This is a genomic window from Streptomyces sp. NPDC005302, from assembly GCF_040607345.1.
GTDB lineage: Bacteria > Actinomycetota > Actinomycetes > Streptomycetales > Streptomycetaceae > Streptomyces.
The window spans coordinates 1-15,358 of the sequence record NZ_JBEXGN010000021.1 but is presented as its reverse complement, the minus strand read 5'-3'; the positions used below and the strand labels follow the sequence as shown (position 1 = coordinate 15,358).

The 15,358-nt window shown below is 71.5% G+C and carries 15 protein-coding genes; 14 read left to right on the top strand and 1 reads right to left on the bottom strand.

Going from position 1 to position 15,358, the window contains the following annotated elements:
* Positions 1–144: 144 nt before the first annotated feature.
* The 13 genes from ABZT74_RS26795 (at position 145) to ABZT74_RS26735 (ending at position 13,375) form a co-directional block, all read left to right on the top strand.
* Entirely contained in the window at positions 145–558 is a 414-nt protein-coding gene (locus ABZT74_RS26795; protein WP_355884195.1) for an NADH-quinone oxidoreductase subunit A, read from the top strand.
* The gene (nuoB, locus tag ABZT74_RS26790; RefSeq protein WP_356178161.1) at positions 549–1,253 is read left to right on the top strand and encodes an NADH-quinone oxidoreductase subunit NuoB; all 705 of its coding nucleotides are present in this window, start codon (positions 549–551) and stop codon (positions 1,251–1,253) included. The genes ABZT74_RS26795 and nuoB overlap by 10 nt, the downstream gene beginning before the upstream one ends.
* Positions 1,250–2,890 carry an NADH-quinone oxidoreductase subunit C gene (locus ABZT74_RS26785; RefSeq protein ID WP_356438743.1) on the top strand — a complete coding sequence of 547 codons (1,641 nt, stop codon included), beginning with the start codon at positions 1,250–1,252 and terminating at the stop codon, positions 2,888–2,890. The genes nuoB and ABZT74_RS26785 overlap by 4 nt, the downstream gene beginning before the upstream one ends.
* Positions 2,887–3,855, top strand: a complete 969-nt coding sequence (locus ABZT74_RS26780) for a complex I subunit 1 family protein (protein WP_356438740.1) — start codon at positions 2,887–2,889, stop codon at positions 3,853–3,855. Before ABZT74_RS26785 ends, ABZT74_RS26780 begins: the two co-directional genes overlap by 4 nt.
* Positions 3,856–3,857: 2 nt before the next feature.
* Entirely contained in the window at positions 3,858–4,739 is an 882-nt protein-coding gene (locus ABZT74_RS26775) for a 4Fe-4S binding protein (RefSeq protein WP_356438737.1), read from the top strand.
* Positions 4,736–5,407: an NADH-quinone oxidoreductase subunit J gene (locus ABZT74_RS26770; RefSeq protein ID WP_356178168.1), complete on the top strand. Its 672-nt coding sequence runs from the start codon at positions 4,736–4,738 to the stop codon at positions 5,405–5,407. The genes ABZT74_RS26775 and ABZT74_RS26770 overlap by 4 nt, the downstream gene beginning before the upstream one ends.
* Positions 5,407–5,787, top strand: a complete 381-nt coding sequence (nuoK, locus tag ABZT74_RS26765; protein WP_356178171.1) for an NADH-quinone oxidoreductase subunit NuoK — start codon at positions 5,407–5,409, stop codon at positions 5,785–5,787. The genes ABZT74_RS26770 and nuoK overlap by 1 nt, the downstream gene beginning before the upstream one ends.
* Positions 5,784–7,775, top strand: coding sequence for an NADH-quinone oxidoreductase subunit L (locus ABZT74_RS26760; protein WP_356178172.1), 1,992 nt, complete (start codon positions 5,784–5,786; stop codon positions 7,773–7,775). Before nuoK ends, ABZT74_RS26760 begins: the two co-directional genes overlap by 4 nt.
* Positions 7,776–7,781: 6 nt before the next feature.
* Positions 7,782–9,356: an NADH-quinone oxidoreductase subunit M gene (locus ABZT74_RS26755; protein ID WP_356438734.1), complete on the top strand. Its 1,575-nt coding sequence runs from the start codon at positions 7,782–7,784 to the stop codon at positions 9,354–9,356.
* A complete protein-coding gene (locus tag ABZT74_RS26750; RefSeq protein ID WP_356438731.1) occupies positions 9,353–10,852 on the top strand; it encodes an NADH-quinone oxidoreductase subunit N in 1,500 nt (499 codons plus the stop codon). Before ABZT74_RS26755 ends, ABZT74_RS26750 begins: the two co-directional genes overlap by 4 nt.
* Positions 10,853–11,138: 286 nt before the next feature.
* Positions 11,139–12,002 carry a zinc metalloprotease HtpX gene (gene htpX / locus ABZT74_RS26745; RefSeq protein ID WP_356438728.1) on the top strand — a complete coding sequence of 288 codons (864 nt, stop codon included), beginning with the start codon at positions 11,139–11,141 and terminating at the stop codon, positions 12,000–12,002.
* Positions 11,999–12,391: a YccF domain-containing protein gene (locus tag ABZT74_RS26740; RefSeq protein WP_355884175.1), complete on the top strand. Its 393-nt coding sequence runs from the start codon at positions 11,999–12,001 to the stop codon at positions 12,389–12,391. The genes htpX and ABZT74_RS26740 overlap by 4 nt, the downstream gene beginning before the upstream one ends.
* A gap of 417 nt (positions 12,392–12,808) precedes the next feature.
* Positions 12,809–13,375, top strand: a complete 567-nt coding sequence (locus ABZT74_RS26735; protein WP_355884173.1) for an SMI1/KNR4 family protein — start codon at positions 12,809–12,811, stop codon at positions 13,373–13,375.
* Positions 13,376–13,522: 147 nt separating this feature from the next.
* On the opposite strand, the gene ABZT74_RS26730 is transcribed toward ABZT74_RS26735, so the two are convergent.
* Entirely contained in the window at positions 13,523–14,767 is a 1,245-nt protein-coding gene (locus ABZT74_RS26730) for an APC family permease (protein ID WP_356438726.1), read from the bottom strand.
* Positions 14,768–14,948: 181 nt separating this feature from the next.
* Between ABZT74_RS26730 and ABZT74_RS26725 the strand changes: the two genes are divergently transcribed.
* Positions 14,949–15,215, top strand: coding sequence for a GlsB/YeaQ/YmgE family stress response membrane protein (locus ABZT74_RS26725; RefSeq protein WP_081218833.1), 267 nt, complete (start codon positions 14,949–14,951; stop codon positions 15,213–15,215).
* Positions 15,216–15,358: the final 143 nt, after the last annotated feature.

Genomic DNA, 15,358 nt, shown 5'->3' with positions numbered 1-15,358 from the left:
GGATGGTCGAGGCGTGACGGGCTGCTTACGCTCTCTTTAGCAGGCCCTAGACTCCCGTCCGTACAGATCGTCGAACACGGCGCATCACCGACTGCGCGACGGCGCACGACGGGGCGCAACGAGGTCAGGGAGTGAGGGGCTGACGTGCCGGAACCGACCGTTGTCACGGCGACCGGGACCGTCGTCGCGGCGGATTACTTCCAGTCGTACTCCGTCGTCGGACTGCTCGCCGTCGTCGGCGTGCTCTTCGTCGCCGTCGCGTTCGGGGCGGGCCGCCTGCTGCGGCCCGTGGTCCCCACGCCCGAGAAACTCCTGACGTACGAGTGCGGCGTCGACCCCGTCGGCGAGGGCTGGGCCCACACCCAGGTCCGCTACTACGTGTACGCGTTCCTCTACGTCATCTTCGCCGTCGACTCGATCTTCCTGTTCCCCTGGGCCACGGTCTTCGCCGCTCCCGGCTACGGCGCCGCCACCCTCGTCGAGATGTTCATCTTCCTCGGCTTCCTTGCCGTGGGCCTGCTGTACGCATACAAGAAGGGCGTCCTCGCATGGACGTGACCCCCTCGGCCCCGGAGCCGGTCCTGCTGCCCGAGCCCAAGCGGCTCGGCGCGCTCGCCCGGCTCGCCCCCGAGCCGATGAAGGTGGTCCTGAACTGGGGCCGCCGCTACTCGCTCTGGGTCTTCAACTTCGGCCTCGCCTGCTGCGCGATCGAGTTCATCGCCGCGTCGATGGCCCGCCACGACTTCATCCGGCTCGGCGTGATCCCCTTCGCGCCGGGTCCCCGCCAGGCCGACCTGATGGTCGTGTCCGGCACGGTCACCGACAAGATGGCGCCCGCCGTCAAGCGCCTGTACGAGCAGATGCCCGAGCCGAAGTACGTCATCTCCTTCGGCGCCTGCTCCAACTGCGGCGGCCCCTACTGGGACTCGTACTCCGTCACCAAGGGCGTCGACCAGATCATCCCCGTCGACGTGTACGTCCCGGGGTGCCCGCCCCGCCCCGAGGCGCTACTCCAGGGCATCCTCAAGCTCCAGGAGAAGATCGCCCGGGAGTCGCTGGGGGAGCGGTACGGCACGGCCCGGCCCTCTGCTGCGGCTCTGCAGAGCGGCCTGGTGAAGCCGCCGGTGCCCGCGGGCACGGCATCCCTGCCGCCCGAGTCGGGTGAGGGCCCGACCTCACCGGCCCCCGGGGCGGCACCTTCCGCGACCGACACTCCCGCTCCCGCCCCCGCTCCCGGCGAGGAGGACCGATGACCGTCGGCTGGCTCCCCGCCCCCGCCGAGGAACTCTTCGGCCCCGACGCCACGGCCGAGGAGTCCTACGAGGTCCTCACGGTCGACGTACCGCCCACGGCCTGGATCGCGGCCCTCGAAACGGCCCGCGACACCCTCGGCTGCACCTACTTCGACTGGCTGAGCGCCGTCGACGAACCCGGCACCGGCTTCCGTGTCAGCGCCCACGTCGTGGCCCTGTCCCCGGTACGCCGCCTCCTCGTCCGTACGACCGTCCCGCACGCCACCCCGGTCCTCCCGTCGGCCGTCTCCGTCTACGCGGGCGCCGGCTGGCACGAGCGCGAGACCCACGAGATGTTCGGCGTCGGTTTCGAGGGCCACCCCAACCTCGACCCCCTGCTGCTGCCGGAGGGCTTCGAGGGCCACCCTCTCCGCAAGGACTTCGTCCTGGCCGCCCGCGTCGCCAAGGCCTGGCCCGGCGCGAAGGAACCCGGCGAGTCCGAGCACGGCGGCCCGAAGCGCCGCCAGATGCTCCCGCCCGGTGTCCCCGACCCCAACGAATGGGGCCCTCTCAAGGGCCAGCTCCCCCCGGCGCCGTCCCGGCCCGCCCGTGGCGCGGCCCGCGCCGCCGGCGACCGCCCGGTCCGCAGGACCCGCACGGCGGCCGACGGCTCGGCCGGCCAGACGCCTTCGGATTCCGCGGCGGGTGCTGCTCCGGAGGGAGCGGCGTCCGCGGGCGCGGTCGAGGGTGCGGCTCCCGGTACCGAGACGGCCCGCCCGGCCCGCCGCACGCGCAGCGCGGGCCAGGGCTCGGCGAGCCAGCGGGCCGCGACGGTCACACCAGCTGAGGTCGCACCTTCGGACCCAACGGAGCCGGCCTCCGGGCCGAGCGCCCCGTCCGGGGCGAGCGCTCCGTCCGGGGCGACGCCTCGCACCGGGCCGGCGGTTCCTGCGGTTCCTGCGGCTCCGGATACTCCGACAGCTCCGGGTGCCCCGGCGGCCGACGCCCCCTGGCACCAGCCGAAGCCCGCGTTCGAGGACGCGACGCCGAAGGAGGAACGGGAGCCGAAGCGGGAGCGCGAGCCGAGGACCGAGCCCGAGCGTGAGCCGAAGGCCGACCGTGCGCCGGAGAGGGCGCCCGAGGCCGGAGCCGAGGCCGGGCCCGAGAGCGGACCGGCGCCGGGATCGACGCCCGCGCCCGAGTCGGAGGCCGGAGGCGAGGCCGGGAGCGGAGCAGCGCCGGAACCGAAGGCCGGAGGCGAGGCCGGTAGCGGACCAGTGCCGGAATTGGCGCCCGCGCCCGAGCCGGAGGCGGGAGGCGAGGCCGGTAGCGGACCAGTGCCGGAATCGACGCCCGAGCCCGGGTCGGAGGCCGAGAGCGGACCACGGCCGGAGTCGACGCCCGCGCATGAGCCGGAGGCCGGAGGCGAGGCCGGTAGCGGACCAGTGCCGGAATCGACGCCCGCGCCAGGGCCGACGCCCGAGCCGAAGGCCGAACCCGGTGCTGATCCGGCGCGCGGTCCGGTGTCCGGGTCGGACTCGGACCCCGACCCCGCGTCAGACCCCGAGAACCCCGACCCCGCGTCAGCCTCCGCGGAAGACCCCGAGTCCGCGCCCGCCCCAAGCCCTGACGACGACCCCTCAGGAGGACCGCAGTGAACGACGCTCTCGACGTCGCCCTCCGCCTGATCGTCGTCTTCGTCGTGTTCCTGACGTTCCCTCTGATCGTCGGCCAGACCGAGCACAAGGTGATGGCCCACATGCAGGGCCGTCTCGGCCCGATGTACGCGGGCGGGTTCCACGGCTGGGCCCAACTCGTCGCGGACGGAGTCAAGTTCGCGCAGAAGGAAGACATCGTCCCGGCGGGGGCGGACCGCCGCATCTTCCAGCTCGCGCCCGCCGTGGCGCTCCTCCCGTACCTCCTGGTCCTCCTCGCGATCCCCATCGGCCCCGGTGAGGGCGCGGTCGGTGAGGTCGTCGACGCGGGGATCTTCTTCGTCCTCGCCGTGATGGGCGTGGGCGTCCTCGGCTCGCTCATGGCGGGCTGGGCCTCGGCCAACAAGTTCTCCCTCCTGGGCGGCCTGCGCACCGCCGCCCAGCTCCTCGCCTACGAACTCCCCATGCTCCTGACGGCGGCCTCGGTCGCGATGGCCGCCGGCACGGTCTCGCTGCCGGGCATCGTGGACGCCTTCCACTGGTGGTGGCTGCCCTGGCAGATCGTCGGCGCGATCGTGTTCTTCGTCGCCGGCCTCGCCGAACTCCAGCGGCCGCCCTTCGACATGCCCGTCGCCGACTCCGAGATCATCTTCGGCGCGTACACCGAGTACACCGGCCTGCGCTTCGCCCTGTTTCTGCTCGCCGAGTACGCCGGAATCGTCATCCTGTGCGGCCTGACCACCGTCCTCTTCCTGGGCGGCTGGCACGGCCCCTGGGGCGCCGACGGCCTCGGCTGGGTGTGGACGCTGCTGAAGGCCGCGATCCTCGCCTTCGTCGTCATCTGGCTCCGCGTCACCTACCCGCGCCTGCGCGAGGACCAGCTCCAGAAACTCTCCTGGACCGTCCTCGTCCCCCTCTCCCTCGCCCAGATCGCCCTCACCGGCATCGTCAAGGTGGTGATCGCGTAACCATGGCCGAGCCCCTCCCGCCCACCCGTTCCCGCATCCCCGGCTCCGGCCTCGCCAAGGGTCTGGCCGTCACCCTCCGCACGATGACGAAGAAGACCGTCACCGCGCAGTACCCCGACGCGCAGCCCGAACTCCCGCCCCGCACCCGTGGCGTCATCGGCCTCTTCGAGGAGAACTGCACGGTCTGCATGCTGTGCGCCCGCGAGTGCCCGGACTGGTGCATCTACATCGACTCCCACAAGGAGACGGTGCCGCCCACCGCCCCCGGTGGCCGCGAGCGCAGCCGCAACGTCCTCGACCGCTTCGCCATCGACTTCTCCCTGTGCATGTACTGCGGTATCTGCATCGAGGTCTGCCCCTTCGACGCGCTCTTCTGGTCCCCGGAGTTCGAGTACGCCGAGACCGACATCCACGAACTCACCCACGAACGCGACAAGCTCCGCGAGTGGATGTGGACCGTCCCGGCCCCACCCGCCCTCGACCCCGCCGCAGAGGAACCCAAGGAGATCGCCGCCGCCCGCAAGTCCGCCGACAAACTCGCCACCGAACAGGCAGCGCAGGCCGAGGCGGCGCGGACCGAGGCGGCGCAAGCCGAGGCGGCGCAAGGGCCGACGGAGACACCGCAGGGCGATTCCGCGCAGGGCGATCCCGCGCAGGCCGAGGCACCGCAGGCCGATTCCGCGCAGGCTGGTCCCGCGCAGGCCGAGGCGGCGCAAGAGCCGACGGAGGCCGATTCCGCGCAGGGCGATCAGGCGGCACCGCCCGGACCGCCGACCGCGCCGCCCGGACCGCCGACCGCGCCGTCCGGACCGCCGACCGCGCCGCCCGGGCAGCCGGAGCCTCCGGCCACACCTCCCTCCGGTCCTCAGGAGGGCCAGTCGTGACCTTCGCAGCAGCCACCGCCACGGTGGCCCGCGCGACCACCACCGTCGCCGCCGGACACCACGGCTTCCTCTCCCCGACGGGCGTCGAGATCGCCTTCGTCCTCGTCGGCCTGGTCACCTTCGGCGCCGCGATCGTCTCCGTCACCACCAAGCAGCTCGTGCACGCGGCCCTGTGGCTGGTCGTGGCGCTCGGCGGCCTGGCCGTCGAATACCTGCTGCTGACGGCCGAGTTCATCGCCTGGGTGCAGGTCCTCATCTACGTCGGTTCCGTCGTCGTCCTCCTTCTCTTCGGCCTGATGCTCACACGAGCTCCCATCGGGCGCTCCCCGGACGCCGACTCCGGCAACCGCTGGGCCGCCCTCACCGTCGCCGTCGCCGCGACCGGCGCCCTCGTCTGGGTCGTCGTCGACGCGTTCCGCACGACCTGGGTCGACCTGAACGGTCCCGCCGCCGGCTCCACCGAGGTCACCGGAGCGAGCCTCTTCCAGAACTGGGTCCTCCCCTTCGAAGCCCTCTCCGTCCTGCTCCTCGCCGCCCTGGTCGGCGCGATCGTCCTCTCCCGCAAGGCGAAGGCGGACGCCGACGCGACGGCCACCCCACGCGTCCCCGGTGGCCGCAACGGCACGGAACGCGACGACAAGCAGGAAGACAAGCAGGGGGCCCGCTGATGCACCTCGCCTATCCCGCCGTGCTGGCAGCCCTCCTGTTCGGCACCGGCCTGTACGGAGTCCTGGCGCGCCGCAACGCGATCCTGGTCCTGATGTCCGTCGAGCTCATGCTCAACGCCGTCAACCTGAACCTCGTCGCCTTCGACGTCTGGCTCTCCAGGGCCGCCCGCGACACCCTGCACTCCGGCCAGGCCCTGACCCTGTTCACCATCGCCATCGCCGCCGCCGAGATCGGCATCGGCCTCGCGATCGTCCTGTCCGTCTACCGCAACCGCGGCACCTCGGACATCGACAAGCTCCGCGACACCGCCGAGGGCCACGGCCCCGACGACCCCGACAGCGACGCCCCCGTGGCCGAGAAGGCTGAGGCCACCGCGTGACCACGACCACCCTCGCCGTCCTCGTCCCCCTCCTTCCGTTCCTGGGCGCCGCCGCCGGCCTCCTGCTGGGCCGTACGGCACCCGGGTTCGTCCGTCCGCTCGCCGTGCTGCCCCCGCTCGCGTCACTCGTCCTCGCGGTGACCGTCGCCGTCCGCCAGGGCGGCGGGCAGGCCATCGACGCGCACACCGAACTCACCCCGACCGGCTCGGTCCCCATCGAACTGGCCCTGCACATCGACGGCTTCGCCGCCCTCGTCGCCGTCCTCGTCGGCGTCGTCGCGACCTGCGTGCAGATCTACTCGACGGGCTACCTGCGCGACGACCCGCGCTACCCCTCGTACGCCGCTCTCGTCTCCCTGTTCACCTCCGCGATGCTGCTCGTCGTCTACTCCGGCGACCTGATGGTGCTCCTGGTCGGCTGGGAGATCATGGGCATCTGCTCGTACTTCCTCGTCGGCCACTACTGGGAGACCCCGGAAGCCCGCGCCGCCTCCCTCAAGGCCTTCCTGGTCACCAAGCTCGGCGACGTCCCCTTCCTCATCGGCCTGTTCGCGCTGGCCACCGACGCCGGCTCCTTCCGCATCACCTCGGTCCTCGGCACCGTCGCGAGCGGCGGACTGCACCACCCGACGCTGGTCGCCCTGCTCCTCCTCGCCGGAGTGGCGGGCAAGTCGGCACTGTTCCCGCTGCACACCTGGCTGCCCGACGCGATGGCGGGCCCCACCCCGGTCTCCGCGCTGATCCACGCCGCGACGATGGTCGCCGCCGGCATCTACTTCGTCGCCCGGCTCCTTCCCGTCTTCCAGGCATCCTCGGCCGCGATGATCGTCCTCGCCGTCATGGCCGGCGTCACGATGGCCGGGTCCGGCCTCGCCGCGCTCGCCCAGGACGACATCAAGCGGGTCCTGGCCTACTCGACGATCGGCCAGCTCGGCTACATGGCCGGCGCCCTCGCCGTCGGCGACCGCGGTGCCGCCGTCTTCCACCTCCTCGCGCACGGCGCCTTCAAGGCGCTGCTGTTCCTCGCCGCCGGTGTCGTCATCCACGCCTCCGGCACCAACTCGCTCGCCGTCATGTCCCGCATGAAGGGCCTGCGCAACCGCGTGCCCGACGCCTACTGGACGATGACCGTGGCGCTCCTCGCGCTCGCCGCGATCCCGCCCTTCAGCGGCTTCTTCTCCAAGGAGGCCGTCCTCGGCGCCGCCGAGCACGTCGCCACCGGTCACACCGAACACGCTCCCGGCGCCGCGGGCTGGATCGTCCTCATCACCGGCCTGGCCACCGCCGTCCTCACCGCCGCGTACGCGACCCGGCTGTGGCTCCTCGCCTTCCACGGCCAGGGAACCGAGGCCCCCGACCACGGCAGGCAGCCGGTCACCATGACCGCCGTCCTGTGGGTGCTCGCCGTGCCCTCGGTCGCCTTCGGCCTCGCCTACGGGCCGCTCCCCGACTGGTTCGACGGCCGCGACCTCACGCCCGTGCTCACCACGTCGGTGCTCGGCACCGGACTCGCCCTGGTCGGCGTGATCATCACCTACGGGGCCTGGCGGCACACCACCGCGATGGCTCTCCGCGTCCCGCTGGGTGCGGTCGCGGCCCACCCCGACGCAGACGCCGGAGTGGTGGAGGCCGAGGCCATCGCCAGCCACGAGCCCGCCTTCGGAGACGTGGCCTACGCGCCCGACCCCGCGGACCCGGGCCGGCTGTTGCTCGGCCCGCTGCACCGCCACGCGGCCGTCGGCTTCCACCTCGACGCCGTGTACCACGCGCTGTTCGTCCGCCCGGTCCAGGCCGGAGCCCAGCTCGTCCGGTTCCTCGACCGCGAGGTCGTCGACACCTACGTACGCGGCGCGGGCGCCCTACCCCGCTGGCTCGGCACCGCCGTACGGCGGGCCCAGACCGGCAACGTGCAGACCTATGTGAGCGCGCTGCTCGCCGGCACCGTCGTCCTGGTGGTCGCCGCCGTCCTCGTCGCCACGGGAGCGTGAGCAGGCGTGATCGATATCAGTGAGTCCGTGATGCAGGTTCTTCTCGCGTTGATCGTCGTCGGGCCGCTCATCGGGGCCGCCGCGGCCCTGCTGCCGGCCCCGCCCGGACTGAAGGGGAAGTCTCCCGAGCAGGCCGTGCTGCGGCACGGCGTGGTCGTCACCGGAGTCGTCCTCATCGCCGCGATCGTCCTCGCACTCGGCTTCGACCACGACCACCCGTCGAAGATGCAGGCCACGACGGACATCAGCTGGATCCCCGCACTCGACGTGCGGATCCACCTCGGCATCGACGGCATCTCCCTCCCCCTTCTGGTGCTGACCGCGCTGCTGACGTTCCTCTGCGCGCTGTACTCCTACTTCAAGATGCCCGCGGGCCCGACCCCGAAGGCATTCGTCGCACTGCTGCTCGTCCTCGAGACCGGCACCCTCGCGACCTTCGCTGTCCTCGATCTGCTGCTGTTCTTCCTCGCGTTCGAGATGGTGCTCATCCCGATGTACTTCCTCATCGCCCGGTGGGGAGGCGCCCAACGCCAGGCCGCGGCCTGGAAGTTCATCCTCTACACCCTGCTCGGTTCGGTCGTCATGCTGCTCGGCCTGCTCCTCATCGGAATCAGGGCCGGCACATTCGACATGGTGGCACTCGCCACTGACAACGGCCGGTCGCTGAGCACATCCGTGCAGGTCATCGCCGTTCTGGCGATCGGGATCGGGCTCGCGGTCAAGACGCCGATGTGGCCGCTGCACAGCTGGCTGCCGGACGCCCACACCGCCGCGCCGACGGTCGGCTCGGTCCTGCTCGCCGGCGTCATGCTGAAGATGGGCACGTACGGGTTCGTGCGGATTCTGCTGCCCATCACCCCGGACGGCTTCCGCACGTTCGCCCCCTACCTCGCCGCTCTCGCGGTGGTGGGGATCATCTACGGTTCGCTGGCCTGTCTGGCCCTCGCCAAGCAGGGCGCGAAGGGCGACCTCAAGCGGCTCATCGCCTACTCCTCCGTCGGCCACATGGGCTTCGTCCTGCTCGGCATCTCGACCATGACGCCGACCGGCGTGAACGGCGCGCTGTTCGCCAACATCGCCCACGGCCTCATCACCGGCCTGCTCTTCTTCCTCGTCGGGGCGCTGAAGGACCGCACGGGCACCACCGACCTCGACGCCCTCGCCGACCGGACGGGCGCCGCGCTGTACGGCAAGGCCCCCCGCCTCGGCGGCCTCCTCGCGTTCGCCGCCGTCGCCTCGCTCGGACTGCCCGGCCTCGCCGGATTCTGGGGGGAGATGCTGGCCCTGTTCGGCGCGTTCAAGCCCGCCGAGGACCTCAGCAGGCCCGCCTATCTGACGTTCATGGCGATCGCCGCGTTCGGCACGCTGCTCACCGCCGCGTACATGCTCATCGTGGTGCGCCGCGTCTGCATGGGCACGGCCTCGCAGGAGGCGCCGAAACTCGCTGACGTGCAGAGCTACGAGTTCGCCGCCTGGACGCCGCTCGTCGCCCTCACCGTCGTCGCCGGCCTGTGGCCCCGGGCCCTCCTCGGCCTGACCGACCCGGCCGTACAGCAGCTCCTCGCAGGAGGCACCCGATGAGTTCCCTGGTCCAGTCCGTCGACTGGCTCGCCATCGCGCCGCCCACCCTCGCGGCGGTCGTCGGACTCGTCGTGCTCGTCGCCGACCTCTTCGTCGGCGAAGCCCGCAAGGCCGTACTGGGCTGGATCTCGGTGGCGGGCCTCGCCGCGTCCGCGCTGCTGCTGCTGCCCCTCCTGGACGGCGACCGGGCCACGTTCTGCCTGACCGGCGACGCGGACGCGTGCAGCTATGTCGCGGACCGCTTCACCCTGGTCATCCAGCTCCTGGTCCTCGGCGGCGCGCTCCTCGCGGCCCTGCTCTCGGTCACCGCCCTCAAGGACGCCGACAAGGAACTCCCCGAGGGCGAGTACTGGTTCCTGCTGCTCTCCTCGGCCGCGGGTGCCGCCCTGCTCCCCGCCTCCCGCGACCTGGCCACCCTCATCGTCGCCCTCGAGGTGGCCTCGCTGCCCGCCTTCGCCCTCGTCGGCATCCGGCGCGGCGACAGGAAGTCCTCGGAAGCGGCCCTGAAGTTCTTCCTGTCGTCCGTCACCGCGACCGCGGTGAGCCTGATGGGCGTCAGCTTCGTCTACGCGACGACGGGCACCCTCCACCTCACCCGGATCGCCGACCGGATCCAGCACGTCGACGGACAGTTCCACACCCTCGCCCAGACGGGCGTCGTCCTCACCCTCGTCGGCTTCGCCTTCAAGACGGCCGCCGTGCCCTTCCACTTCTGGGTGCCCGACACCTACGTAGGGGCGCCTCTGCCGATCGCCGCCTACCTGTCGGTCGTCGGCAAGGCGGTCGGCTTCTCCGGGCTGATCCTCGTCACCGTCATCGCGTTCCCGTCGTACGCCGACGTCTGGGGCCCGGCCCTGGCCGCACTGGCCGCCCTCACCATGACGGTCGGCAACGTCGGGGCCCTGCGGCAGCGCTCCACGCGCGCGTACAGCGCGGTACGCCTGCTCGCCTGGTCCTCCGTCGGACAGGCCGGCTACCTCCTGGTGCCGATCGCGTCCGCCGCCTACTCCAAGGACCCGGAGAAGGCCATCGGCTCCACGGTGGCCTACGCCCTCATGTACGCCGCCGTGAACCTCGGTGCCTTCGCCGTCGCCGCCCTGGTGGCCCGTACGAGCCCTCTCAACCGCATCAGCGACTATCGCGGCCTCTACGCGAGGAACCCCCTGGCCGCGCTGGTGCTCGGGTTCTTCCTGCTCTGCCTCGCGGGCCTGCCGCCGGGCATCATCGGCCTCTTCGCCAAGGTGACCGTCTTCTCGGCGGTCGTCGACGCCGGACTCGGCTGGCTGGCCGTCGTCATGGCCGTCAACGTGGTGATCGCGCTCTTCTACTACCTCCAGTGGACGACGCTCCTCTTCCGCGCCCCCGAGGGCGAGCCGGGCACCCACCGCGTCCCCGCTCCGATCACGGCCGCGATCGCTCTGACGGCCGTACTGGGCATCGCCCTTTCCGGTGCGCCCCAGATCGTCCTGCGCTTCTCGGAGACCGGCCTCTTCTAGAACCGGGGACCGGCGTTCCGGACCCGACCGGAGACCTGCGTTCCGCCCCGACCGGACCCGCCGCTCCCGGCCCGATCCGCTCCCTCCCTCCAGCCCGTCCGCGCGCTTGTCCCGCGCGTGGACCCACCCTCCGATCACCCGGACGGCCCACCCGCCGGGCCGCGCGCACAAGGGAACTAGAGCCTCCCGTCTGGCGTTGACCAGTACGGGAGGGTCCACTGAAGAGTGGAAGCAGAGCAGCAAGCAAGCAAAGGGTTCCCCTGCCGCACCACTTGGAGGGCGTACCGTGCACCGCCGGCACAACGGGCTCAGGACAGCCGTACTCCTCGGGGGACTGTCCGCACTCATCATCGTCATCGGCAGCTTCTTCGGGCGTACCGGCCTGATCGTCGCGCTGGTCATCGCGCTCGGGACGAACGCGTACGCCTACTGGAACAGCGACAAGCTGGCCCTTCGCGCGATGCGGGCACGCCCGGTGAGCGAGTTCGAGGCCCCCGCCCTGTACCGCATGGTCCGCGACCTCTCCACACAGGCCCGCCAGCCCATGCCGCGGCTGTACATCTCACCGACGGAAGCACCGAACGCGTTCGCGACGGGCCGCAACCCGCGCAACGCGGCCGTGTGCTGCACCGAGGGAATCCTGCGCATCCTGGACGAGCGCGAACTGCGCGGCGTCATCGGCCACGAGCTCAGTCACGTCTACAACCGCGACATCCTGATCTCGTCCGTGGCCGGCGCCCTTGCCTCCGTGATCATGTTCCTCGTCAATTTCGCCTGGCTGATCCCGATCGGCCGCTCCAACGACGACGACGGCCCCGGCATCCTCGGCATGCTCCTGGTCATGATTCTGGGCCCGCTCGCCGCCTCCCTCATCCAGCTCGCCATCAGCCGCTCCAGGGAGTACGAGGCGGATGCCTCCGGCGCCCGGCTCACCGGCGACCCGCTCGCCCTCGCGAGCGCGCTGCGCAAGCTCGACGCAGGCACCAAGCAGCTGCCACTGCCTCCCGAGCCGCGCATCGAGACCGCGAGCCACATGATGATCGCGAACCCCTTCCGCCCGGGACAGGGAATGTCCAAGATGTTCTCTACGCATCCGCCGATGGCGGAGCGTATCGCCCGGCTCGAGCAGATGGCAGGTCGACAGCAATGAGAACGATTCTGAACGTCATCTGGCTGATCCTGAGCGGCTTCTGGCTGTTCCTCGGGTACCTGGCCGCGGGCGTCATCCTCTGCATCACCATCATCGGCATCCCGTTCGGGATCGCCGCCTTCCGCATCGGCATCTACGCGTTGTGGCCGTTCGGCTATACGACGGTGGAGCGTCACGACGCGGGCGCGCCGTCCTGCGTGGGCAACGTCCTGTGGCTGGTCCTCGCGGGCTGGTGGCTGGCCCTGACCCACATCGTGACGGGTATCGCCATGTGCATCACGATCATCGGCATCCCGTTCGGTATCGCCAACTTCAAGCTCATCCCGGTCTCGCTGTTCCCGCTGGGCCGAGAAATCGTGCCCACGGACGAGCCGTTCGCGGCGCGCTAGGGCGTGACCGTGGGGAGGGCCGGCCCAAGTACCGGCTGATGCCGCACGAGGCCGAGGCCGAGCCGTGCGGCAGGGAAGCTCCGAGCGAGCCCTGGCCCTGCGCGCCGACGCGGAGACCGTTCGGCGACCCGCCCCCGCCGGACCGGCGAACTGTTCGGACGCGCGCCCCAGGACGACCTGGGGAAAACCCTCCCGCACCTGCGTGCGGGAGGTTCCGCCCCGCTGGGCACCTCTGCCCGGACAGCCTGGACCGGACGCCGCGCGCCTGTTCCACCACAGGTCCCAGACCTCGGCGGCTCCGGGCTCCGGGCGCTCCACCTGCCCGCGCTCCTGGCGGAAAAAGGGGTCGACGACCGTCTCGCGTGAGGGTTGTCCACAGGCTCCCCGATTGTCAGCGGCGCGCTGCATGATGAACCCATGACCGAAATCGAGCAGTTGCTGGCACGGGTTGCCACGGAGGCCCGCAACACCCGTCCTTGGGGTTGGCCTTCGCTCCCCGCGCCCGTGGACACGGCCGAGGTCGCCCGCGCCGAGGCCGTCCTGGGCTTCCCGCTGCCCGCACTGCTCGCCTCGCTCTACCTGCGGATAGGGGACGGCGGATTCGGTCCGGAATACGGCCTGTTGCCCCTCCTGGAAGGCCCGCCCTCGGGCGAGCCCGCGGTCGTCCCGCAGTACCTGGCCAGTCGGCGGAGCGGCCAGAAGGACCCCGAGTGGCCCTGGCCAGACGGCGTGCTGCCGATATCCCACTGGGGCTGCGGCATGTACGCGTGCGTGGACTGCCAGGACCCCGACGGAGCCGTCCTGCTCTACGAGCCGAACGCCGACGAGGCGGACCACGCCTGGTACGTGGACGCGCCCGACCTCGCGACCTGGCTGCGCACCTGGCTCGACGGAACGGGCTGGTACGAGGAATCGAGCGACGGCGTGGACCTCCAGCCCTGGACGGACTTCTCCCGCCGCACGGCGACAGCCGGGACGCCCTGACCCACAGCTCCCTTCACCAGGCGCGGCGGAGCAGAACAAGAAGCCACCGAAGTCCGGCGGCATCATCCAGTCCGAGTCCGAGTCCGAGTCCGAGTCCGAGTCCGAGTCCGAGTCCAGGTCCGGCGCAGTCGCCGGCGCCCGGGTCGGTCAGCGCGAGGCCGCTGACAGACGTACGCCGTAGACAGCTGCTCCGACCGCCAGCACACCGGCGCCCACCACCACCGACGTCACCGGCAGGGCGAACGCCAGCGTCAGGCACCCCAGGAGACCCAGCACCGGCACGACCCGCGACACGGGAGCCGAACTCAGCGTCCAAGCGGACGCGTTGGCGACCGCGTAGTAGGCCAGGACCCCGAAGGAGGAGAAGCCGATCGCACCCCGTACGTCCACGGTCGCCGTGAGCACGGCGACGACCACGCCCACGGCCAGCTCCGCCCTGTGCGGGACCTGGAAGCGTGGATGCACGGCGGCCAGAGCACCGGGCAGATGACGGTCACGGGCCATGGCCAGCGTGGTCCGCGAGACGCCCAGGATCAGCGCGAGGAGTGAGCCGAGCGCGGCCACCGCGGCCCCGACCCGCACGACCGGCACGAGCCCGGGCACCCCCGCCGCCCGCACGGCGTCCACGAGCGGCGCGGCAGCGTGCCCCAGGCCTCCCGGCCCGAGCACGGAAAGGACAGCGACCGAGACCGCCGCGTACACCACGAGCGTGATGCCGAGGGCCAGCGGGATCGCCCGCGGAATGGTGCGCCCCGGGTCCCGCACCTCCTCGCCGAGAGTCGCGATCCGCGCGTACCCGGCGAACGCGAAGAACAACAGACCGGCCGCCTCGAGCACCCCACCCGCGCCCGACGACAGCCCGACGCCGAGTCGCCCTGCGTCGGAGGCGTCCGAGCCGAGACACCCGACCACCACGGAGGCGAGGACACCCAGGACCACCGCCACGATCACCCGGGTCAGCCAGGCCGACTTCTGCAGGCCGCCGTAGTTCACGGCGGTCAGTGCGACCACGGCCGCGACGCCCACCGCGTGCGCCTGCGCCGGCCAGACATACGCGCCCACCGTCAACGCCATGGCAGCACAGGAGGCCGTCTTGCCGACGACGAACGACCAGCCCGCCAGATACCCCCAGAAGGCCCCGAGCCGCTCACGCCCGTAGACGTACGTGCCTCCCGAAGCGGGGTACAGGGCGGCGAGGCGTGCCGAGGACATCGCGTTGCAGTAGGCGACGACAGCGGCGATCGCGAGACCGAGCAGCAGTCCGGGTCCGGCCGCTCGCGCCGCCGGTCCGAGCGCGGCGAAGATCCCGGCGCCGATCATCGAGCCGAGTCCGATGACCACGGCGTCACCCAGGCCGAGGGTTCGGCGCAACGCGGTGCTGGACTGAGGCATGCGCCGCACCCTACTGATCGCTGCAACCGAAAGGAGCCGTGGCCACGTCTTGTTCACCGACACGGCACCGGGACGCAAACGTCACCGGCCGCGTGGACGGACAGGACGAGCACGTCACGGCCGGACCGAACTCACAGGTTCGGGACAGCGTGGCTGCGGCACGGAGGGGCAGGTTCAGGGCATGGGCATCATCAGCTGGATCATTCTGGGGCTGCTGGCGGGCGCCGTGGCCAAGCTCCTGCTCCCGGGCCGCGACCCGGGAGGCTTCATCGGCACGACCCTCATCGGTGTCGCGGGCGCGTTCATCGGCGGCTGGATATCGGCCCGCTGGCTGGACCACCCCATCAGCAAGCACTTCTACGACGGTGCCACCTGGGCGGCCGCCATCGGCGGTTCGCTCGTGCTGCTGATCATCTACCGGGTCCTCTTCGGCAACTCGCGCGACTGAGCGCGCAGCGAGTACCGCCGGAGACCATGACCGGCACGCGAGAAGGGTGGGCACCCCCGACGTCCTTCGCGCAACCGACGATCGCACCGAACAGGAGCGTGACGCCGCCCACCACGGTGACGACGAGCTGAGCGTCGGGCGCC